20 protein-coding genes are annotated in these 20,495 nt (G+C 70.5%); 6 read left to right on the top strand and 14 right to left on the bottom strand.

Going from position 1 to position 20,495, the window contains the following annotated elements:
- Nucleotides 1-115: 115 nt before the first annotated feature.
- Nucleotides 116-1,153 carry a GDP-mannose 4,6-dehydratase gene (locus E5671_RS31600; protein WP_160507283.1) on the bottom strand — a complete coding sequence of 346 codons (1,038 nt, stop codon included), beginning with the start codon at nucleotides 1,151-1,153 and terminating at the stop codon, nucleotides 116-118.
- Entirely contained in the window at nucleotides 1,150-2,376 is a 1,227-nt protein-coding gene (locus E5671_RS31595; protein WP_237330275.1) for a UDP-N-acetylglucosamine--N-acetylmuramyl-(pentapeptide) pyrophosphoryl-undecaprenol N-acetylglucosamine transferase, read from the bottom strand. Before E5671_RS31595 ends, E5671_RS31600 begins: the two co-directional genes overlap by 4 nt.
- A 64-nt stretch (nucleotides 2,377-2,440) precedes the next feature.
- Between E5671_RS31595 and E5671_RS31590 the strand changes: the two genes are divergently transcribed.
- Nucleotides 2,441-3,181, top strand: coding sequence for a response regulator transcription factor (locus E5671_RS31590; RefSeq protein WP_160507282.1), 741 nt, complete (start codon nucleotides 2,441-2,443; stop codon nucleotides 3,179-3,181).
- Nucleotides 3,178-4,563: an ATP-binding protein gene (locus E5671_RS31585; protein WP_160507281.1), complete on the top strand. Its 1,386-nt coding sequence runs from the start codon at nucleotides 3,178-3,180 to the stop codon at nucleotides 4,561-4,563. Before E5671_RS31590 ends, E5671_RS31585 begins: the two co-directional genes overlap by 4 nt.
- Before the next feature lie 14 nt (nucleotides 4,564-4,577).
- Here E5671_RS31585 and E5671_RS31580 read toward each other — a convergent pair whose 3' ends face one another.
- The 5 genes from E5671_RS31580 to E5671_RS31560 all read right to left on the bottom strand — a co-directional run bounded on the left by E5671_RS31580 (nucleotide 4,578) and on the right by E5671_RS31560 (nucleotide 9,921).
- Complete coding sequence (locus E5671_RS31580; protein WP_336605893.1) at nucleotides 4,578-5,678, bottom strand: alpha/beta fold hydrolase; 1,101 nt, start codon at nucleotides 5,676-5,678, stop codon at nucleotides 4,578-4,580.
- Between the two features lie 192 nt (nucleotides 5,679-5,870).
- Nucleotides 5,871-7,571 (bottom strand): acyl-CoA mutase large subunit family protein, encoded by a 1,701-nt coding sequence (locus E5671_RS31575; protein WP_160507280.1) that lies wholly within the window; start codon nucleotides 7,569-7,571, stop codon nucleotides 5,871-5,873.
- 73 nt (nucleotides 7,572-7,644) lie between these two features.
- Nucleotides 7,645-7,977 (bottom strand): DUF3817 domain-containing protein, encoded by a 333-nt coding sequence (locus tag E5671_RS31570; protein ID WP_160507279.1) that lies wholly within the window; start codon nucleotides 7,975-7,977, stop codon nucleotides 7,645-7,647.
- Between the two features lie 68 nt (nucleotides 7,978-8,045).
- Complete coding sequence (locus E5671_RS31565) at nucleotides 8,046-8,555, bottom strand: MarR family transcriptional regulator (RefSeq protein WP_160507278.1); 510 nt, start codon at nucleotides 8,553-8,555, stop codon at nucleotides 8,046-8,048.
- 10 nt (nucleotides 8,556-8,565) lie between these two features.
- On the bottom strand, nucleotides 8,566-9,921 hold the full coding sequence (locus tag E5671_RS31560; protein ID WP_160507277.1) for an MFS transporter: 1,356 nt from the start codon (nucleotides 9,919-9,921) through the stop codon (nucleotides 8,566-8,568).
- A 72-nt stretch (nucleotides 9,922-9,993) separates the two neighbouring features.
- On the opposite strand from E5671_RS31560, the gene E5671_RS31555 reads away from it, so the two are divergent.
- Entirely contained in the window at nucleotides 9,994-10,977 is a 984-nt protein-coding gene (locus E5671_RS31555) for a DUF5937 family protein (RefSeq protein ID WP_160507276.1), read from the top strand.
- 103 nt (nucleotides 10,978-11,080) lie between these two features.
- Complete coding sequence (locus E5671_RS31550; RefSeq protein WP_160507275.1) at nucleotides 11,081-12,112, top strand: glycoside hydrolase family 6 protein; 1,032 nt, start codon at nucleotides 11,081-11,083, stop codon at nucleotides 12,110-12,112.
- Between the two features lie 7 nt (nucleotides 12,113-12,119).
- Here E5671_RS31550 and E5671_RS31545 read toward each other — a convergent pair whose 3' ends face one another.
- The 7 genes from E5671_RS31545 to E5671_RS31515 form a co-directional block, all read right to left on the bottom strand.
- Nucleotides 12,120-14,084: a kelch motif-containing protein gene (locus tag E5671_RS31545; protein ID WP_160507274.1), complete on the bottom strand. Its 1,965-nt coding sequence runs from the start codon at nucleotides 14,082-14,084 to the stop codon at nucleotides 12,120-12,122.
- Between the two features lie 3 nt (nucleotides 14,085-14,087).
- Entirely contained in the window at nucleotides 14,088-15,926 is a 1,839-nt protein-coding gene (locus E5671_RS31540; protein ID WP_160507273.1) for a glycosyltransferase family 2 protein, read from the bottom strand.
- 304 nt (nucleotides 15,927-16,230) lie between these two features.
- A complete protein-coding gene (locus tag E5671_RS31535) occupies nucleotides 16,231-16,863 on the bottom strand; it encodes a TetR/AcrR family transcriptional regulator (protein WP_160507272.1) in 633 nt (210 codons plus the stop codon).
- Nucleotides 16,860-17,543, bottom strand: a complete 684-nt coding sequence (locus E5671_RS31530; protein ID WP_160507271.1) for a DUF4166 domain-containing protein — start codon at nucleotides 17,541-17,543, stop codon at nucleotides 16,860-16,862. Before E5671_RS31530 ends, E5671_RS31535 begins: the two co-directional genes overlap by 4 nt.
- Nucleotides 17,543-18,235: a hypothetical protein gene (locus E5671_RS31525; RefSeq protein ID WP_160507270.1), complete on the bottom strand. Its 693-nt coding sequence runs from the start codon at nucleotides 18,233-18,235 to the stop codon at nucleotides 17,543-17,545. Before E5671_RS31525 ends, E5671_RS31530 begins: the two co-directional genes overlap by 1 nt.
- A 147-nt stretch (nucleotides 18,236-18,382) precedes the next feature.
- On the bottom strand, nucleotides 18,383-18,676 hold the full coding sequence (locus E5671_RS31520; protein WP_160507269.1) for an MTH1187 family thiamine-binding protein: 294 nt from the start codon (nucleotides 18,674-18,676) through the stop codon (nucleotides 18,383-18,385).
- A complete protein-coding gene (locus E5671_RS31515) occupies nucleotides 18,673-19,017 on the bottom strand; it encodes a DUF3817 domain-containing protein (protein WP_160507268.1) in 345 nt (114 codons plus the stop codon). The genes E5671_RS31520 and E5671_RS31515 overlap by 4 nt, the downstream gene beginning before the upstream one ends.
- A 180-nt stretch (nucleotides 19,018-19,197) precedes the next feature.
- On the opposite strand from E5671_RS31515, the gene E5671_RS31510 reads away from it, so the two are divergent.
- Together E5671_RS31510 and E5671_RS31505 are read left to right on the top strand one after the other, a co-directional pair.
- Nucleotides 19,198-19,836 (top strand): AIM24 family protein, encoded by a 639-nt coding sequence (locus E5671_RS31510; RefSeq protein ID WP_160507267.1) that lies wholly within the window; start codon nucleotides 19,198-19,200, stop codon nucleotides 19,834-19,836.
- A gap of 1 nt (nucleotide 19,837) precedes the next feature.
- Nucleotides 19,838-20,488 carry an AIM24 family protein gene (locus E5671_RS31505; protein ID WP_160507266.1) on the top strand — a complete coding sequence of 217 codons (651 nt, stop codon included), beginning with the start codon at nucleotides 19,838-19,840 and terminating at the stop codon, nucleotides 20,486-20,488.
- The last annotated feature ends 7 nt before the right edge of the window (nucleotides 20,489-20,495 follow it).

Raw genomic sequence — 20,495 nt, 5'->3', positions numbered from 1 at the left:
AGACCGCCGCGAAGCGGCGAACTGAAACCCACAGCGAACAGGCGTGGGGGTGGGAGACATCCGCCGCGGAGCCGCGAGCCCGGAGCAATGCGCAGGCCGCCCCAGGCGCGACGCCTCAGACCTGGTAGCGCTCCGCCGCGAAGAGGTGGAGATTCTCCGACACCCAGGACGACGTCCGCTTCAGACCCTCCGTCAAGGAGACCGACGGAGTCCACCCCGCCCACTCCCTCGCCCGGGAGTTGTCCGAGAGCAGCCGCAGGACCTCGCTACCCGAAGGGCGGAGACGGGACGGGTCGACGACCACCTTCGCCTCGCGCCCGGACGCCTCGATCAACGCCTCCGCCAGATCACCGATCGAAATCTCCTGGCCCACCCCGAGGTTCACCGCATGGCCGACAGCTGCCTCGCACGCCGCCAGGGCCAAGAAGCCCCGAGCCGTATCCGTCACGTACGTGAAGTCCCGCGTGGGTGTGAGCGAGCCCAGCTTGATCTCCCGTGCGCCGGAGTGCAGTTGGGCAAGGATCGTGGGGATCACCGCACGGGCCGACTGCCGTGGGCCATAGGTGTTGAAGGGGCGGACCACCGTCACCGGCAGCTCGAAGGCGTGCCAGTGGGAGAGCGCCATCATGTCGGCGCCGATCTTCGAGGCGGAGTACGGGGATTGGGGCTGGAGGGGGTGGTCCTCGCTGATGGGTGCCGTCAGCGCCGTCCCGTACACCTCGCTCGTCGAGGTGTGGACCAGCCGCCGCACCTCGTGGCGCCTGCACGCCTCCGCCACGTTCTCCGTGCCGACGACGTTCGTCTGGACGTACGCCCCCGGGGAGTCGTACGAGTACGGGATACCGATCAGCGCGGCCAGATGGAAGACCGTGTCGCAGCCCGCGACCGCGTCCATCACGCGCCCCGCGTCCCGGACGTCCCCCGCGAGCATCTCGACCCGCGGGTCCCCGAGCAGATGCGCGAGGTGGCCCTTCTCCGCGTACGGCTTGTAGTGCACGAAGGCGCGGACCTTCGCGCCCTGTTCGAGGAGCAGGTCGACGAGCGTCGAGCCGATGAAGCCCTCCGCCCCGGTGACGAGGACCGTGCGGCCGGCCCAGCTGAAGGGGGCTTCGAAGGTGCCGTTGGTGCTGTTGGTGCCGTTGCTGCTGTTCATGCGTACTCCAAGTGCGGGGTGTGGTGGTGGGTGAGGTGGATGACCCGCTCGGCAAGCAGGTCGGCCGCCCGCGCGTGCGGGCCCGGATCGGCGGCCCCGCTCATCGCGGCGAGCCGCGCCGGATCGGCGAGGAGCGGCCCGACGAGCTCCGCGAGCCGCGCCGCCGTCGTCTCGCCGTCGGGAAGGAGCAGACCCGCGCCGGCGTCGGAGAGGACCCGCGCGTTGTGCGTCTGGTGGTCGCCGGGCGCGTGCGGGTAGGGCACGAGGACCGCGGGGACCCCGGTGGCGGCGAGCTCCGCGACGGTCGCCGAACCGGCGCGGCAGACCACCAGATCGGCGGCCGCGTACGCGAGGTCCATCCGGTCGAGGTAGGGAACGGCGCGGGCGGTCGCCTCCACGCCCGCCTCCGTGAGGCGCCGCCGTGTCTCGTCGAGCGCGGCGGGTCCCGTCTTGATCAGGAGTTGTACGTCGGCGCGGTGCCGCCAGCGCGCCGCGAGCCCCACGGCCGCCTCGGTCAGCCTGGCGGCGCCGAGGCTGCCGCCGTTGAAGAGCAGCAGCCGGGCCGCGTCAGGAACCCCGTACTCCCGGCGGGCCTCGGCCCGCAGCGCCGCCCGGTCGAGCGCGGCGAGCGGCGCCGCGATGGGCATCCCGGTGGTGTACGCGCGCGCGCCGCCCGGCAGATGCTCCCGGCTGCGGTCGAAGGCGACGGCGATGTTCGGGGTGAGGCGGGCCGCGAAGCGGTTGGCGCGGCCGGGCACGGCGTTGGACTCGTGGATCAGGCTGGGCAGGCCCGCCATCCGTGCGCCGACGATGACGGGGGCGCTGGGGTAGCCGCCCATCCCGACCGCGACCTGCGCGCCCTGGGCCCGCAGGATCGCCCGGCACTGGGCGCCGGACTTCACCAGGGCGGCGGGCAGCAGGAACCGCTTGGCGCCGAGCGAGGGGTCGAAGGGGATCATGTCGACGGTGTGGAGGCGGTACCCGGCCTCCGGTATCAGCCGGGTCTCAAGGCCCCGTTCCGTGCCGACGAAGGAGACGACCGCGCCCGGCACGGCACGGCGCAGGGCGTCGGCGAGGGCGAGCCCGGGATAGATGTGTCCACCGGTGCCGCCCGCGCCGATGACGACGGAGAGAGGGGCGCGCCCGTTGGCCCGGGCCCCTGCCTCGGAAGATCCCGCCTCGGAAGATCGCGCATCGGGAGATCGCATATCGGGTGTTCGCATGGCAATGGAGCATCACGAGCAGGTCTAAGAGTGTTTTAAGAGCCGCGTTTGGCACCTTGGGTCCATGAGCTTCACGAGCAGGCCGGGCCCACCGGTGACCGGCGGCGGCCCACCGGCGGCCAAGATCCTGGTCGTCGACGACGACCCCGAGGTCCGCGCGGCGGTGGAGGACGCCCTCACGATCGAGGGCCACGTGGTCCGCGGCGCGCCGGACGGGCAGCGTGCGCTCTCGGCGGTGGCCCGCTGGGAGCCCAACCTGCTGGTCCTCGACGTGATGATGCCGGTCCTCGACGGCCTCGCCGTGTGCCGCCAACTGCGGGCCGCGGGCGACCGCACGCCGGTCCTCGTCCTCACCGCGCTCGGCTCCGTCAGTGAACGCGTCGACGGCCTCGACGCGGGCGCGGACGACTATCTGGTGAAGCCCTTCGCCCTGGACGAGCTCGTCGCCCGCGTGCGTGCGCTTCTGCGCCGCGCCGCCCCTGAGCAGCTCTCCGCCGCCGACGGAGACGGCTTGGCGTACGGCGATCTCGTCCTCGACCCGTCGACCCGCACCGGCCGCCGGGGCCACCGTACGGTCGAGTTCAGCCGCACCGAGGCCGCCCTGCTCGAACTGCTCCTGCGGAACGCCGGTCAGGTGCTTCCGCGTGAGCTCATCCAGGAGTCGGTCTGGGGGCGCGACTTCGGGCCTGACTCCAACTCCCTTGCTGTGTACGTCGGTTATCTGCGCCGCAAGCTGGAGTCGGGCGGCGAACCACGTCTGGTGCACACGGTGCACGGCGTCGGCTACCGGCTGGGCAGCCCGTGAGCGCCCGGCGCAGGCTCGGCGCGCGGTGGCGGCGGAGGCGTCCGCTGCGCACGCGGCTCGCGCTCGCCGCGGCGGCGGCCGTCGCGCTGGTCGCGGTCGGGGTGTGCGTGGCCGCGTTCCTCGTCATCCGCTACAAGCTCTACCAGCAGCTCGACCAGAACCTCGCCCAGTCGGCGACCCTCATCGCGCAGCAGCGCAACTACGACGCCGAGCCGGGTGTCGTCACCGGCGAGTGTCGCTTCATGGGCGCCCCGGCCTGCTCACAGATCGTCCCCGCCGACCCCGCGGACGATCCGTCGAAGCCCTATCTGCTGCCCGTCACCGAGTCCACCCGGAAGGTCGCGGGCGGCCGGGCCGCCCCGTACTACACAAGTCTCACGCTGCACGGGAAGCCGACCCGGATGTACACCACGCACTACGGCACGGGCAACGCCGTCCAGGTCGCTCTGCGCGCCGACATCGCCGAGCGCGGCGTGCGCCAGGCCGCGGGGCTGCTCTCCGCGGTGGGCGGCGCGGGAGTGCTCCTGTCGGGGCTCGGCGGCTACTGGGTCTCGCGCACCGGTCTCGCTCCGGTCGCCCGCCTCACCGCCACGGCGGAGCGCATCGCGGCGACCCGTGACGCCCGCCACCGCATCGAGCTGCCGCCGGGGCCGCCGGGCCGCGAGGACGAGGTGACCCGCCTCGCGGCGTCGTTCAACGCGATGCTGGCCGAGCTGGAGGAGTCGGTCACGGCACGCCGCCGCCTGGTCGCCGATGCCTCGCACGAGCTGCGTACGCCGCTGACGGCGCTGCGGACGAACGCCGAACTCCTGGCCCGCGCCGACCGGTTGAGCGAGGCGCAGCGCGAACGCGCGTCCGGCGCTCTTGCCCGCCAGCTGCGCGAGGTCACGGGCATGGTCAACGACCTGATCGAGCTGGCGCGTGACGAGGAGCCGCAGCCCCTCCTGGAGGAGGTGCGGCTCGCGCCTCTGGTCACGCACGTCGTGGACGCGGCGCGCGGCCACTGGCCGCAGGTTCCGTTCGCGCTCCACGTGACGCCGGAGGCCGACGGCGCGAGCATCCCCGGCGTTCCCGCGCGTCTCTCCCGGCTCGTCACCAACCTCCTGGACAACGCGGCCAAGTTCAGCCCGCCGGGCACGCCCGTGGAGGTCTCCCTGACCTCCGCCGCCCTGACGGTCCGTGATCACGGGCCCGGCATCGCGGAGGAGGACCTGCCGTACGTCTTCGACCGTTTCTACCGCGCCGAGAAGGCCCGCGCGCTGCCGGGTTCGGGCCTCGGTCTCGCGATGGCCCGCCAGATCGCCCACGCGCACGGAGCGGAGCTCTCGGCGGAGGGGGCGCCCGGCGGGGGCGCGTTGTTCAGGCTGTCGCTGCCCGGCTGATCGTTCGCGGCCGGCTAGTTGTTCTTCCAGGCGCAACTGCCCAGCGTGGCCTTGTCCTTGGCGAGGAGTCGGTCGGCCTCGTCGGCGGGCAGCACGCGCGTGTGCTTGCCCTTGCAGATGACCGTGCGGTCGCCATGGCCCGCCAGGTCGACCAGGATCTGGTCCCAGTGGCGGTACTGCACGTCGTGCCCGGAGTCCGCGTACGTACGCACCTCCGCCTTGCCCGGCAGCGCCTCCTGCCAGGTCTTGAGCGTCGCCGGCGGCACGGTCGTGTCCTTCTTGCCGCCGTAGAGGTAGACGGGGGCGTCGAGCTTCTTCAGGTCCGGGCCCGGCCGTCCGCAGTACAGCTTCTGCTCGTGCACCTGCGGCGCGGGGTCGGCCTGCTGGCCGCGCTGGTTGTAGGTGCGCGCGCCTTCCTCGTACGCCGTGTCGGCGAAGCCCGGTATCGACTTGACGGGGCTGTCGTCGGGGAACGCCCACCACTTGCGCGGGTCCTTGATGGAGTCCTTCACGGTGGCGGCGAGCTCGTCGTCGGACATCGAGCAGTACTTGGGCTTCGCGCCGTAGGGCGGCAGGGCGGCCGCGAGGTGCAGGGCCGAGATCCGCTCGGGGGCGCGCCCGGCGAGCTCCGCGGCGTAGGGGCCTCCGCCCGAGATCGCGATCACGCTGACGTCGTCGACGCCGAGCTGGTCGAGGACTTCGAGGGTGTCCTTCGCGAAGTCGGCCTTGCCGAGCTTCTTGTCGAAGTCCGTGTCACCGAAGCCGTTGCGCTCGACGGAGATGAGGCGCAGGCCCAGGTCCTCGCGGGTCGAGCGGAAGAAGTCGGTCATGTGCGCGGCGCGGGCGCTGGTGCCGGTGCCGCCTATGAACAGGACGGGCTTGCCCTTCTTGTTCCCGGTGTCGGAGTAGTGAGCCGTCCGGCCGTTCGAGAGCTTCGCCGCGTGCACGTCGGGGCCGAGCGAGTCGAAGGTGTCCTGCACCTTCGGCTCAGCGGGCGGGCTCGCGGAGACCTCACCTGAGCCGTACACCGTCAGCGCACCGAGAAGAGTGAGCGTGGCGGCTCCGATGGCTATCACGGCGGTGCGGGTGGGGCCGGGCAGGCTCACGGGTGACACAGGGTGACTCCAGGGGCAGGTGGGACTGGCGCGAGCGCGCGCCTACCCAGCTGCTTGCGTCTGACACCCACAATTTTCGGCCGGGTTCCAAGAGGGCCCCGAGGAGGCCCCGCAGGGGCCTTTCAGGGGCGCGGGGAACTGCGCGACCAGCCACGACGGCCCGCAGATCCCCACACGCCCGGAGCACCCGAACTAGAACCCAGGAGGCTCGGTGTAAATACCCCATTCATCGCGCAGGGCGCCACAAATCTCGCCCAGCGTCGCCTCCGCGCGAACCGCCTCCAGCATGGGCGGGATCATGTTCGCCCCGTCCCGTGCGGCGGCCAGCATCGCGTCCAGCGAGGCCCGCACCCGGGCGTCGCCCCGCGCCGAGCGGCGCGCGCCGAGGACCTTGACCTGCTCCCGCTCCACCTCGTGAGAGACCCGCAGGATCTCCAGGTCGCCGGTGACGGACCCGTGGTGGACGTTGACGCCCACGACCCGCTTGTCGCCCTTCTCCAGGGACTGCTGGTACTGGAACGCCGACTCGGCGATCTCGCCGGTGAACCAGCCGTCCTCGATGCCGCGCAGGATCCCGGAGGTGATGGGCCCGATGGGGTGCTGCCCGTCCGGGTGCGCCCTGCGTCCCCGCTCCTTGATCTGCTCGAAGATCTTCTCGGCGTCGGCCTCGATGCGGTCGGTGAGCTGCTCGACGTACCAGGAGCCGCCCAGCGGGTCCGCCACGTTGGCGACGCCCGTCTCCTCCATGAGCACCTGCTGCGTGCGCAGCGCGATCTCGGCGGCCTGCTCGCTCGGCAGTGCGAGGGTCTCGTCGAGGGCGTTCGTGTGCAGGGAGTTCGTGCCGCCGAGGACCGCGGAGAGGGCCTCGACAGCGGTGCGTACGACGTTGTTGTAGGGCTGCTGGGCGGTGAGCGAGACGCCCGCGGTCTGGGTGTGGAAGCGCAGCCACTGGGCCTTGTCCGTCTTCGCGCCGTACACGTCGCGCATCCAGCGGGCCCAGATGCGGCGCGCGGCGCGGAACTTGGCGATCTCCTCGAAGAAGTCCAGGTGAGCGTCGAAGAAGAAGCTCAGTCCGGGCGCGAAGACGTCCACGTCCATGCCGCGGCTCAGCCCCAGCTCGACGTACCCGAAGCCGTCCGCGAGGGTGTACGCGAGCTCCTGCGCGGCCGTCGCCCCGGCCTCACGGATGTGATAGCCGGAGACCGACAGGGGCTTGTACGCGGGGATGTCGCGGGCGCAGTGCTCCATCAGGTCGCCGATGAGGCGCAGGTGCGGCTCGGGCTGGAAGAGCCACTCCTTCTGCGCGATGTACTCCTTGAAGATGTCCGTCTGGAGCGTGCCGTTCAGGACGGCCGGGTCGATGCCCTGCCGCTCGGCGGCGACCAGGTACATGCAGAAGACGGGGACGGCGGGTCCGGAGATCGTCATCGACGTCGTGACGTCACCGAGCGGGATGTCCTTGAACAGGACCTCCATGTCGGCGGCCGAGTCGATGGCGACCCCGCAGTGCCCGACCTCGCCGAGGGACTGGGGTTCGTCGGAGTCCCGGCCCATCAGGGTCGGCATGTCGAAGGCCACGGAGAGTCCGCCGCCGCCGTTGGCCAGGATCGTCTTGTAGCGCTCGTTCGTCTGCTCGGCGTTGCCGAAGCCGGCGAACTGGCGGATGGTCCAGGTCCGGCCGCGGTAGCCGGTGGGGTGGAGTCCGCGGGTGAAGGGGTACTCGCCGGGCCATCCGATCCGCTCGAATCCCTCATAGGCGTCCCCGGGCCGTGGCCCGTAGACCGGCTCGACCGGGTCGCCGGAGAGCGTGGTGAAATCCGCGTCGCGCTTCTTCGCGGTGTCGTACCGGGCCTGCCAGCGACGGCGGCCCTCCTCGATGGCGTCAGCGTCCATACCCTCGAATTTACTTGGACGTCCTAGTAAATGTCGATGGCTGGCCGCCACGGGTCTCTCCGTGGCGGTGCGGTTACGCCTTGGCGGTGACCGGGGAGCCGTCGGTGATCAGCGGCTCGACCTCGCGCACGACCTTGCGCTCGACGAAGAACGCGGCCGTCGGGATGGTGCCGGAGACGAGCACCCACAGGAGCTTGCCGAACGGCCACTTCGCCTTGGAGCCCAGGTCGAAGGCGAAGATCAGGTAGATGATGTAGAGGACGCCGTGGACCTGGGAGACGACCAGCGTCAGGCCCTCGCCCGTGTCGAAGCCGTACTTGAAAACCATGCAGGTGCACAGGACGAGCAACATGACGGCGGTGACATAGGCCATCACCCGGTAACGGGTCAGCACGCTTCGCTTCATGCCTACGAGCGTATCGGCCCGTTTTGCGCGATCTTCCGGCGGCCCCGGCCCGACCGGAATCCGAGGTTCTACTGCTCCTCGAAGTCCTCGGCGGCGACCCGCAGCGGCCGCAGCATCGCGAAGATCTCCGCGCACTCCTCGGCGTCGTACACCCCGAGCCCGAAGTCCATGGCCATCAGCTCGCGGGTGGCCGACTCGACGACCTCGCGGCCCTTCTCCGTGATGGAGGCGAGGGTGCCGCGCCCGTCGTTCGGATTGGGGCGCTTGTCGACGAGACCGGACTTGACGAGACGGTCGACGGTGTTGGTGACGGACGTGGGGTGGACCATGAGCCGCTCGCCGATCTTGGACATCGGCAACTCGCCCGCCTGCGAGAACGTGAGAAGGACCAGCGCCTCGTACCGCGCGAAGGTCAGTCCGTACGGCTTGACGACCGCGTCGACCTCACCGAGCAGGATCTGGTGCGCCCGCATGATCGAGGTGATCGCGCCCATGGCCGGTACGGATCCCCAGCGCTGCTTCCAGAGCTCGTCGGCGCGGGCGATGGGATCGAAGGGAAGGCTGAGCGGCTTCGGCACGCCAAAGACCTTACCCGCCGGTCACATGGTGGTCAGCCCCGTCTCGGGATTCGGTCCCCTGTTCCCGTACGTCGGCGGGATTCCCGGCGGTCTTACGGTGTGAGGCGTCCGTACGGTGCGTGGCGTCCGTACGGTGTGTGGCGCGGACCTCTGCGGCCAGCGCGAGGCAGCAGAGCGTGCCGAGCACGCCCGACGCCGTGACGACGGTGCTCACCGCGAAGAACTCCGCCGCGAGCCCGGCGAGCGCCATCCCGACACCCTGGATCGTCATGAGCCCCGCCGTGTGCACGGTCATGGCCCGCCCGCGCAGCTCCTCGGGCACGGCGTCGACGAACCACCGGTCGACGCCCAGCGTGTACGCGGATCCGGCGCCGGCGAGCGCGAGGGCGAGCATCGCCCACAGGAGGCCCGGCGTGACCGCGTACACCGTGAGCGGCAGGAGGGTGAAGGAGGCGAGCGGCAGGGCGATGCGGGCCCGGGTGCTCGCGGAGAGCGCGGATCCCGCGTACAGCTCCGCGGCGATCGTGCCGACCGGCAGCGCGCACATCAGGAGTCCGACGCCCGCGACGCCGACGCCGATCTGATCGGCGTACGGAGCGGCGAGCGCTTCCGGGGCGACCATGAACATGGGCGGCGCCCACAGGAGGAGGAGCAGCGCCCTGATCCGCCGGTCGCCGAGTGCTTGCCCGGCACCGCTGAGCGAGTACTTCATCAGGGCGGAACCGCCGCTCCCGCGCGCGGGTCTGCGTTTCGTGCCGCACCGCAGGAGCAGCGCCGAAGCGGTGAACGTACAGACGGTGATGAGGAGCGCGCCGCGCGGCGAGACGACGGTGAGCAGAACGCCGCCGAGCCCGAAGCCGACGAGCACGGAGCTCTGCGAGACGATCCGGAGCAGGGAGCGGCCGAGGACGAACAGGTCGCCGTCCCCGAGGATGTCGGTGAGGGTCGCCATGCGCGTGCCGTTGAAGACGGGTGACACGAGGGCGATGGCGCACCGCAGCGCGAGCAGTCCGAAGACGGGTGTGGCGGGCAGGGCCATGAGCGCCGCGCACCCGGCACACACCACGTCGCACAGCACGAGCACCCGTCGCGCCGGGTACCGGTCGGCGATCCCGGAGAGCAGGGTCCCGCCGATGAGGTAGGGCAGCATCCCGAGGGCGAAGGTGAGCGCACTGAGCAGCGGTGACCCGGTGAGCCCGTACACGAGCACGGTGAGGGCGACCTCGCTGACGACGACGCCGAGCAGTGAGAAGGCGTGGGCGAGGAAGACGGCACGGAACTCGCGGATCGTGAAGAGGCGGAGGTAGCCGGTGGGTTGGGGGCCGGGTTCGGTGGTGCGCGCCTCGGGGACGGGTTCGTCGGACATGCCCGCACCCTGCACGCGCGCGTGCCGGGCGTCCTAGAGTTTCGGTTCCAGGCGAATCTTGGGGGTGAGCGCGTGCCGAACCGGTTGCACTTCGGCCCGGACGATCTCCTGCGGTGCCGGTTCGCCGTGTCGCCGCTGTGGGAGACCCAGGAAGCCGTGCGGACCCTGAAGCGGCCCGACCGGCACGGCTATCACCCGCAGTGGCTGCGGCGGATCCGCGGGGCGGGCGCCGGGCTCGAACTCGGGGCGCTGTGGCTGCTGATGCCGCCGCGCGGGTACACCCCGGACTTCATCGGCCCTCCCCCCATCGGCCCCGCCGCCACCTTCGACGAGGAGATCGCGGCGGTGCGCGCGGCGGACCCCGGGGCCGCGCGGGAGGAACTCGCGCGGGCGCTCGCCTGCACCGCGGGGGCAGCCGAGTCTCCCCAGGGGCGCGCGCTGCTCGCCGATCCCGCACGCGCGGTGCGGGATCTCGCGGATGTCATGGAGGCCGCCTGGCGCACCCTCGTCGAGCCGGACTGGCCCCGGCTCCGCGCGCTCCTGGAGACGGACGTCGCCTTCCACTCGCGGCGGCTCGCGGAGGTCGGCCTCGGCGCGCTTGTCGCCGAGTTGGACCCGCGGTTCGCCTGGGACGCGGACACGCTGACCGTCGCGCGGCGGGACGACCACGTGCGGCATCTGGCGGGCCAGGGCCTGGTCCTGATGCCCAGCGTCTTCGCCTGGCCGGACGTGGTGGGCGGCCACGACCCGCCCTGGCAGCCGACTCTGGTCTATCCCGCCCGCGGCCTCGCCGGACTCTGGGCCGAGCCGAGCGACCGTACGTCCGAAGCGCTCGTACGGCTGCTTGGGCGGGGCAGGGCCACCGTCCTCGCCGCGCTCACCGACCCCGCGACCACCTCGGCCCTGGCACATCGCCTGGGGCTCGCCCCTTCGTCCGTCTCCGCGCACCTCGGCGCGCTGCGCGACGCCGGGCTGCTGGTCTCGCGGCGGTACGGACATCAGGTGCTGTACGAGCGCACTCCGCTCGGCATCGCGCTGGCGAGCGGCGGTGTCTGACGGGGGTCCGCCGGATCTGGCGGTGCCCGCCCCGGTGTCGTAGCCAAGGGCGATTGGGGCGTTATGTAACGATTGCCCGGTCACCGTCGCCCAAGGGGGCTGGATGTACCGGCTGCTCCGCACGTTCACCGCACTCACGGCCCTCACGGCCCTCGGGCTCACGGCAGGGTGCTCCTCCGAATCCGGCAGCAAGGGCAAGGAGAAGACGCCCGTCGAGGCCGGTCCCTCCACCGAGGCCGCCAAGAAAGCCCCGGAGAGCGCCTTCTGGGTCGACCCGCAGAGCGCCGCCGCCCGGCAGGTCAGGCAGTGGGAGCAGGAGGGCCGCACCCAGGACGCCGCCGCGCTCAAGCGGATCTCCGAGCAGCCCATGGCCGTGTGGCCCGCGGGCGACGACCCGGTCCCGGACGTCAAGGCGGCCGTCGACGGCGCCGCGCAGGACGACCGCACCGCCGTGCTCGTCGCGTACAACATCCCGCACCGCGACTGCGGCAACCACTCCGCCGGCGGCGCGCACAGCTCGGACTTCTACCGGCAGTGGATCGACAAGTTCGCCGGCACCATCGGCGGCACACCGGCCGTCGTCATCCTGGAGCCCGACGCGATCCCGCACATCGTGGACGGCTGCACCCCCGCCGAGTACCACGCCGAGCGCTACCAACTGCTCTCCGAAGCCATCCAGCGGTTCAAGCGGCAGCCCCAGGTGAAGGTCTATCTGGACGCGGGCAACCCGGGCTGGATCGACCAGGCGGGCAAGCTCGCGGCGCCGCTCCAGCAGGCGGGGATCGCCCAGGCGGACGGCTTCTCGCTGAACGTGTCGAACTTCCAGAGCGACGAGACCATCAAGGCGTACGGCCGCGGCCTCTCGGGGATCGTCGGCGGCAAGCACTTCGTGATGGACTCGAGCCGCAACGGCAGGGGCCCGCTCGCCGGTGACCGTGAGGACGCCTGGTGCAATCCGCCGGGCCGCGGTCTCGGCACCCCGCCCACGGACAAGACCGGTGACGCGCTGCTCGACGCGGTCCTGTGGATCAAGCGGCCCGGCGACTCGGACGGACCGTGCAGGGGCGGCCCGGCGGCGGGCCAGTGGTGGCCCGACTACGCGCTCGGTCTCGCGCGCAACGCCAAGGCCACCTGACCGGCGGTCACTTCTGCCCGACGTGGATCCACTTCGCCTCTGACGACGAGCCGTCCTGGTCCGTCACGAACAGCATGTACCAGCCCGGCGGCACGAGGGCGGTGTCGCCCCTGGGCACGTCCACCGTCACCTCACCCTTGCCCTTGGTGAGGCCGAGCGCGATCGACCGCTGCTCGACGTCCGTCGTGTGCGTCACCGCGCTGGGGCGCATCAGACGGGCCGAGGCGATCTTCTCGGGGCTCTGCGTACGGAACGTCGCGCGGCCGTCCGCCGCGAGCTCCTCCGGGCCCTCGCCGAGGACCGGGCGGTTCTTGCCGGCCTTGTGCAGCGCGGGCGGCGTGTAGACCTCCATGCGCTGCTCGAAGTGACCGAGCTTGGTGTTCTCCTGGTTGTCGAAGAGCGGGTCCGAGCCGAAGGTGACGACCCGTCCGTCGGGCAGGAGCAGGGCCTCGGAGTGGTAGTTGCGGCCCACCTTGGGGGACGCCGCCTCGCGGAAGCTGTTCGTCTTGGGGTCGTAGAACTGCGCCTTGAGGATGTTGCTGCCGCCGCGCCCCCGGTAGTCCTTGGAGCCGTTGGACGTGAACACCGAGTCGTCCGGCAGGATCACGCTGTTCAAGTAGCGGGTGCCCTGCGGGAGTTCGGGCCCTGTCCTGAAGGCGGGGCTCTTCTCCTTGAGGTCCACGACGGCCGTGCGCCGGGTCGCCTTGTCGGACTCGCCGACGCCTCCGCCGCCCAGGATCATCACCTTCTGGTCCTGCGCCGGGGGCAGCAGGAGGGAAGCGGACGTCTCGGTCTGGTCGAGGTCGACGAGGCCGGGGATCTTCTCGAACTTGTTCGTCTCCAGGTCCCAGAGGCCGGGCTCACGGCCCTTGTCGGCGGGCCCGTAGCCCGCGTTCGACGCCGGGTAGAAGAGCTTGCCGCCCTTGGTGAGGAAGAGCGCCGGGTAGGTCGGGAAGTAGCGCTTGGGGCCGTTGGTCCACTTCTTCGTCTTGGGGTCGTAGATCTCGTTGTCGCCCGGGTCGATCATGCCCACGTCGTCGAGGCCGGAGACCGCGAGGACCTTGCCGTCGTCGAGACCGACGAGCGTGGGGTACCAGCGGGCCTTCTCCATCGGCTCCACGGGAACGTACTTCTCGGCCACCGGGTCGAACTCGTAGGCCGCCTTGATCCCCTGGAAGTCCTGCTTGTCCATGGTGAGCTTCTCGGCGATCCCGTACGCGTTGTCCGCCTCCTTGCCAGTGAGGCCCTCGATCTCGTACTGCGCGGACTTCTCGTTGACGAACTCGTGGCCCTCCTGGGCGGCCTCGACGAAGACGCGCGCCTCACTCGCCTTGACCGACGTCTTCCACGGCTGCATCGCACCGGCCTTGGAGTACGTGATCTCGTAGTCCCGCTTGGCCTTGGGGACCTTGACGTCGAACTTGCTCACGTACTCGATGCCCGACGGCGAGCGGAAACGGGTGCCCTTCTTGAGGACGATGGCCTTGTCGGGGTTCTCGTTCTTGACGCGCATGCCGCCGCCGGCGCGGTTGATCTCGCCGTCGAGGAGTTCGTAGCGCGCCGTGCCGCCCGCCACCAGGAGGCGGCCGTCGGGGAGTTGGGCGTGGCCCGAGCAGAAGAAGTCCTCCGGGGTCCTGACCTTCTTGAAGGTGTCCGTCTTCGGGTCCCAGAGGATCGTGTCGAACGACCCCGCGTCGAACTTCTTCTGCTCGTTCCCGGAACCCGCGACGATCAGGACCTTGCCGGTGTGCAGGAGCGCGGCGTGGATGGCGTTGGTGCGGAACTCCTCGGGGATGCCGATCTGCTTCCAGGAGCCGTACTTGGCCTTGTAGCCGGGCTGGGCGATCTTGTACTCGTAGTACCTCTCCTCGGCGAAGGAGAGTGCCGCCGGTGCGTTGAGCCCGACGAGCAGCGCGCCCGCCCCGACTCCGAGGAGTGTCTTCTTCGTCCGCTGAGAGGGCCGGTATGCCATGGGTCAGTTCCCTCCTGTCGTCGTACCGGTGGCGAACGCCGGCTCCGGCTCGCCATCCGCGCCCGCGGCGCCGAGGCCTTCCGCGTCTTTCCTGGCGCGCTGCCGAACCCGCTCGCGGGCCTTTTCGCGCACCGCGCCCGCCCTGCGCTCCTTGACCAGCGAGAAGCTCCAGATCGCGACCGGGGCGAGCGCGATGACCAGCGCGAGGACGGCCCAGGTGCGCATCGCAGCGTGGGTGTGGCCGAGCACGAACGAGGCGACCAGTGAACTGGCGAGGACCGCCGCCCAGCAGAGATGGATCCGGAAGGTGAGCACCCGGTCGGGGCTCGCGTCGCCGCCCTTGGGCGTGACCACGAAGCGGCTCGGGCGGCGCAGGACGGCGGCGCCGAGCGACTTGGCGTAGATGGGCGCGGAGAGCGCGGACATCGCCATGCCCGCGAGGCCTCCGGAGCCCTCCGGTTCGTGCGGGGAGACGTTGTGACGGCGGTTCCAGAGGTAGAGCCCGACCTGGAGCGCCGCGGCGTCGCTGTAGAGCATCAGCCAGACGGAGGCGGCGACCTGGGTCCCGGAAGCGCCGAACCAGAGGAAGAGAACACAACTCAGCACGCCGAGCAGCCAGTTGACGGCCGTCATGGGGTAGTAGACGAGCATCATCGTGTACGAGAAGAGACGGCCGGGCGGCATCGTGAACGGCGCCCTCCAGTACTGCTTGAACAGCGTCTCGTACGTCCCGCGCGACCAGCGCATCTGCTGGGTGAAGAAGTCCGTCCAGGAGGCGGGCCCCTCGCCGACGGCGAGCACGTCCGGGGTGTAGACCGACCGCCAGTGGCGCCTGGTGAGGGGGTTCTTGTGGCGGTGCAGCTCGAAGCCGGTGGCCATGTCCTCGGTGATGGAGTCGTACAGGCCGCCGACCTGGCGGAGCGCCTGGATGCGTACGACGTTGTTGGTGCCGACGAACATGGGTGCGCGGTAGCGGTTGCCTGCGCGCTGGATCAGGGCGTGGAAGAGGAACTGCTGGGACTCGGCGGCCTTGGTGACGGGAGAGTCGTAGTTCCCGTACACCTGGGGCCCGACGACGAACGCCACATCCTCATCCCGGAAGTAACCCATCATCCGCTCCAGGAAGTTGGGGAGCGGGACGTGGTCGGTGTCCACGGAGGCGAAGAAGTCGTAGTCGCCGCCGTGCATCGCGATCCAGGCGTTGTAGTTGCCGTGCTTGGTGCGGGCCTTGTGGACACCCTTCTCACGGTTCCACTCGGGCACTCCGTTGCGGGTGAAGTGACGTACGCCGAGTTCGGCGCAGAGCGCCTTGGCGTCTTCGTCGTCGCCCTCGTCCAGGAGCCACACGTCGAGGGGGCCGGTGTGGTGTATCGCCTTCGCGCCCTCGAGGGTGGCGCGGACCATGCTGAGGGGTTCCTTGCCCGGGACGTACGTCGTGAGGAAGGCGACGCGGGTGCCGGGTTCGGGGGTGACCGGGATCGGGTCTCTCGCCATCATCGTCGCGTGGGCGATGGATATGACGTTGACGAGCATGAAGAGCTCGATGAGCCCGATCGCGACGAGCATCGTGACGTCGAGGCCGATGAGCCAGCGGTCGGCGCCCTCGCGTTCCGTCCAGTGGGTCGGCCACACGAGGTAGACGAGGAGGAGGCCGGTGAGGAGGGGGGCGAGCGTCATCAGGATGACGGCTCGTATTCGGTGGGGCTCACGGGAGAGAAGCTTGTTGTACCGCACCCGGTAGCGGCCACCGTCGCCGCTGTCACTGCCGCTGCTGCCGTCCGGCTCGGTGAGCGGTCCGGCGAGTGTGCTGTGGGTGTCGTAGTCGTAGCCCTCCGGCCGCACAGCGCCCTCCAGGTGGTGGGTGATCTGGCTCTGGCAGGTTCAGGTGCGAACAAGCCGATACCCACACAAAAGTGGAGTTTCCCCGGCGTGTCGAACCGGATGCGTCCGTGCGAGCGGTTTTAGGGTGAACGGTTCGGCTGCGGTTGCGAGACCTGCCGCGGGGTGCGGGTCTGTCCTTCGGTGGCTGCGGGGCAATCGGGTGGGTGGGCGGGAAAGCTCGTTCGTCCAGGGTCGGATGCGGGGTAAACGGGCGGGTGGGTGGGAAAGGTCTGCGCCTCAGCAGGACCGCCGGGGGCAATGGGCTTCAGGACCGCGTAACCCGCCGTAGGCGATGCCGCATGGCACGCTGCGCAAGCGGCCCCAGATCCTCAACCGCCGCCACCAGAAGGGACAGTTGCTCCAGGGAGTCCAACGCCCTGGACGCCCCCACCTCGTCCACCCCCTCGTACAGCTCTATCCCCACGAAGGACGCCGCCACCGCCCGCGCAAGCCCCGCGGGATCCGCGAACTCCCCCAGCGGCGTCGACGAGAAGACCCGGACCAGGACCTTCTCGATCTCCTCGATCCAGAGGGCGAGGCCCGCAGCCGTCGCGGGGGCGAGACGGGGCTGCGTCTGCGCTCCCGCGAGGAGCTGGCCGAGGACCGCGACGTGGCCCGCGGCCCGCTCCTCCTCATGCATCTCGCGGCCGAATTCGAGGAGTTCGGCCAGCGAGGACACCGCGTCCAGCCGTTCCCGGTAACGCGAGACCCGCTGCTCGGAGCCGTGGCGACAGGCAGCGGCGAGGAGCTCGTCGACCGACCCGAAGTGGTAGAAGACCAGCGCCTGATTGACCCCGGCGGCAGCCGCGATCGTCCGCGCGGACGTCTTCGCGATGCCCTGCTCCGTCAGCGTACGCAGGGCCCCTTCGAGGAGTTTCTGCTTCGTGTCGGCGCTCATGCCCTCGCCTCCTCACGGAGGGGCCGCAACCCCGGCCGCACACCACAGGTGCGGACATCCTCGTACTCCGCCGTGAAGGAACCCTCGTACCCGAAGAGCGGCCCGAAGCTCCGGTTCACCACCCTGACCCGGATACGGAAGCGGCCCGTGGAGTCGTCGTAGGACTCCCGCACCTCCGCGTCGCCGCCGATCAGGCCGGGCACACGGACGTCCACCGGTCCCTCCCGGAAGCGGTGCGTCCCGGAGCGGATCAGCAGGGAGCCGTCCGGCTCGGCCCGGAGGTGGAGGTCGCTCGCGAGGTGCTGGTGAGTGCCCAGGTAGTCGAGGATTCGGTCGCCCTTGGGGCCCAGGACCATCTGGGCGTCGAAGCGGCGGGAGCGGCCTGGCAGATCGAAGGTGCGCACGAAGCTCACCGTCTCACGGCCGAACGTGTCGACGTACGGCACGTTCTCGATGGTGAAGGGGACGTGGCGTCCCGCGCGCGGGACGAGGATGTGGCGGGTGCCTCCCACGGCCAGGAACGGTTTCACGAAGCCTCTGCCGTGCCAGATGCGGTCCATGACGCCCCGGCCCGTGCACACCTCGCCGCTCGCGAGACCCACGGAGAAGCGGCGTTGCAGCTGGGGGTGCAGGCGGTCGAAGTCGGAGCCCATCACCGTACGGAAGATCGATGCCCGCATCACCGCTCCTGGAGGGTCGTCAGGACGCGCGGGGCACGCGTGCGTGGCGGTGGATTACGCAGGCAGCGGCGCGCCGCGGGTGTCGTCGGCAGGGGCGGCAGAACGAAGGCGAGCGCCAGGGCGGCCGGTGCCACCATCGGCGCGGCGACGACGGCCGCGACCACGCACCCGACGCGCACCCCCACCTCTGCCAGCGCGTGCAGCAGTTGGCGCTCGGGGGTGATCCCCCGCTCGATCCAGAGCCGCAGCCGGTCGAAGGACCAGGCCGTGGCCCAGCCCATCAGGGGGCGGAAGGCGGCCCGGTCGGCGAGCGCGCCGAAGCGGCCCCAGCGAGGCCGGTAGTCGTAGCCGGTGAGGAAGCGGATGCCGCCGTCCGGGGCGGGGACGTAGCGCCAGTAGCCCGAGCCCTCCTGGAGGAGCGACAGCGGGTGCGGTGAGGCGAAGCGCAGTGCCGATGTCCTGGTGCCGTCCGCCCGGCGCTTCTCGCCGGCGGAGATCCCGGTGCCCGCGATGGTGAGGAAGGGCAGTACGCGCGTGCCGTACCGGAAGCGCTGGGGCTCGCCCGGCACTTGCGGCAAGTAGTCGATCTCGGCGAAGCGGAGGTCCCAGCGCTGGTGCTGGGACGGCTCCTGGGTGCGTGCCCAGAGCTCGTCGAGGTCGGCGTCTATGCGTGCTTCGACGTACAGGCTCACGGCGTTCCCCCATGCCAGTGCAGTTTTGAGCGACTGCTCAAGGAGATCTTAGGGAGTTTTGAGCGGTCGCTCAAGTTCGCGGCGAAGAAGGAGCCCCCGCCGGCTGTCGGCGGGGGCTCTTCGCAGTTACGGGGGGGGCAGCGGCGGTTATGCGGAAAGGTGCCGCTCCACCGTCTCGACCTTCGACGTCATCCCGTCCGTCACCCCGGGGCGGATGTCCGCCTTCATGACGACGGAGACACGCGGCGCCCGCGCCTCGACCGCGGCGACGGCACGCTTGACGACGTCCATCACCTCGTCCCACTCGCCCTCGACGGAGGTGAACATCGCGTCGGTCCGGTTGGGCAGGCCGGACTCGCGGACGACGCGGACCGCGTCGGCGACGTACTCGCCCACGTCCTCACCGACGCCGAGCGGGGTCACGGAGAAGGCGACGATCATGCGCTCACGACGCCTTCGCGGCGGGCGCGCGAAGCGATCACGGCGGCCTCGGCCTCACGCTTCAGCTTGCGCTCGGCGAAGAAGCCGCCGGCCGGCAGGACGGAGAGGATGAAGTAGACGGCGGCCGTCTTCACGTTCCACTTGGTGCGGTTCCAGGCGTCGAGCCAGAACAGCACGTACAGGAGGAAGAGCACGCCGTGGACCATGCCCATCACCGGCACGGCGTTGAAGTCCGTGGTCCGCTTGAGCACCGAGCAGATGATCAGGAGCAGGAAGGAGACGGCCTCGGGGGCCGAGACCAGACGGAGGCGGCGGAGTGCGGAAGCGGTCTTGATGTCCACGGATCACCTTCGGTGTGAGGCGGGGCGAGGGGGCGGGCCGCTCGACGGCATCGATCTCGTGAATGCGATCTTGTGAATGCGCGCACAAGCGACCCCCATTGTGACATCGGGGTGTTCTCCGGGTTCGCTCAGGGGCCGTTGCCCTGTTCCGGCCCCATATCCGACGGCTACCGTCGATACGTGGCAACGTTCCGACTGCAAGGCAGCAGGGTGCTCGCCGTGGACATGTCCGGCGACGCCGTCAAGGCGAAGAACGGCTCGATGGTCGCGTACGACGGCCAGATGGCCTTCAAGAAGATGACCGGCGGCGGCGAGGGCATACGGGGCATGGTGACCCGCCGCGTCACCGGCGAGCAGATGACGGTGATGGAGGTGAAGGGGCACGGCACGTGCTGGTTCGCCGACCGCGCCACCGAGATCAACCTCGTGCAGCTGCGCGGCGAGAAGCTCTTCGTCGAGGCCGGCAATCTCCTGTGCACGGACGGCGGCCTGCGCACCGGAACTCATTTCACCGGCGTCCGCGGTGCCTCGCAGGGCAACGGCCTGTTCACCACGACCGTCGAGGGCTCGGGCCAGGCGGCGATCATGTCCGACGGCCCCGCGGTGGTGCTGCGCGTGAGCCGGCAGTATCCGCTCACGGTGGACCCGGGGGCGTATGTCGCGCATCAGGGAGACCTCCGCCAGAACCTCCAGTCGGGCGTCACTTTCCGTACGTTGCTCGGCGAGGGCGGCGGCGAGGCCTTCCAGATCCGCTTCGAGGGCGACGGACTCGTGTACGTCCAGCCCAGTGAGCGGAACACGATCGCGGGGGACGTCTGACATGCCCTTCCGAGAGATCAACTCGAAGATGGTCGAGGCGACCGTCCTGCCGGGCCAGCGGCTGTTCAGTCAGCGCGGCGCCATGCTCGCCTACAAGGGAGATGTCGCCTTCACCCCCAACATCCAGGGCGGACAGGGCGGCCTGGCCTCCATGATCGGGCGCCGGGTGGCCAACGAGGCGACGCCCCTGATGACGGTGGAGGGCAGCGGCACCGTCCTCTTCGGGCACGGCGGCCACCACATCCAGGTGATCAGCCTCACCGGAGACACCCTCTACGTGGAGGCGGACCGGCTGCTCGCCTTCGACGGGACGCTCCAGCAGGGCACGATGTTCATGGGCTCGCAGGGCGGCGTCATGGGCATGGTCCGCGGACAGGTCACAGGGCAGGGCCTCTTCACGACCACCCTCAAGGGGCAGGGCGCGGTCGCCGTCATGGCGCATGGCGGGGTCATCGAAGTGCCGATCACCCCGCAGCGCCCGGTCCATGTCGACCCGCAGGCGTATGTGGCGCACCACGGCGACGTACGCAACAAGCTCTCCACGGCGCTCGGCTGGCGCGACATGGTGGGGCGGGGCTCGGGCGAGGCGTTCCAGCTGGAGCTGTCCGGTAGCGGTGCGGTGTACGTCCAGGCGTCGGAGGAGAAGCTGTGAACCCCTC

Source organism: Streptomyces sp. BA2, from assembly GCF_009769735.1.
In the GTDB taxonomy this organism is placed as follows: domain Bacteria; phylum Actinomycetota; class Actinomycetes; order Streptomycetales; family Streptomycetaceae; genus Streptomyces.
The sequence above is the reverse complement of the archived record's forward strand: the minus strand, read 5'-3'. Positions and strand labels throughout refer to the sequence as shown.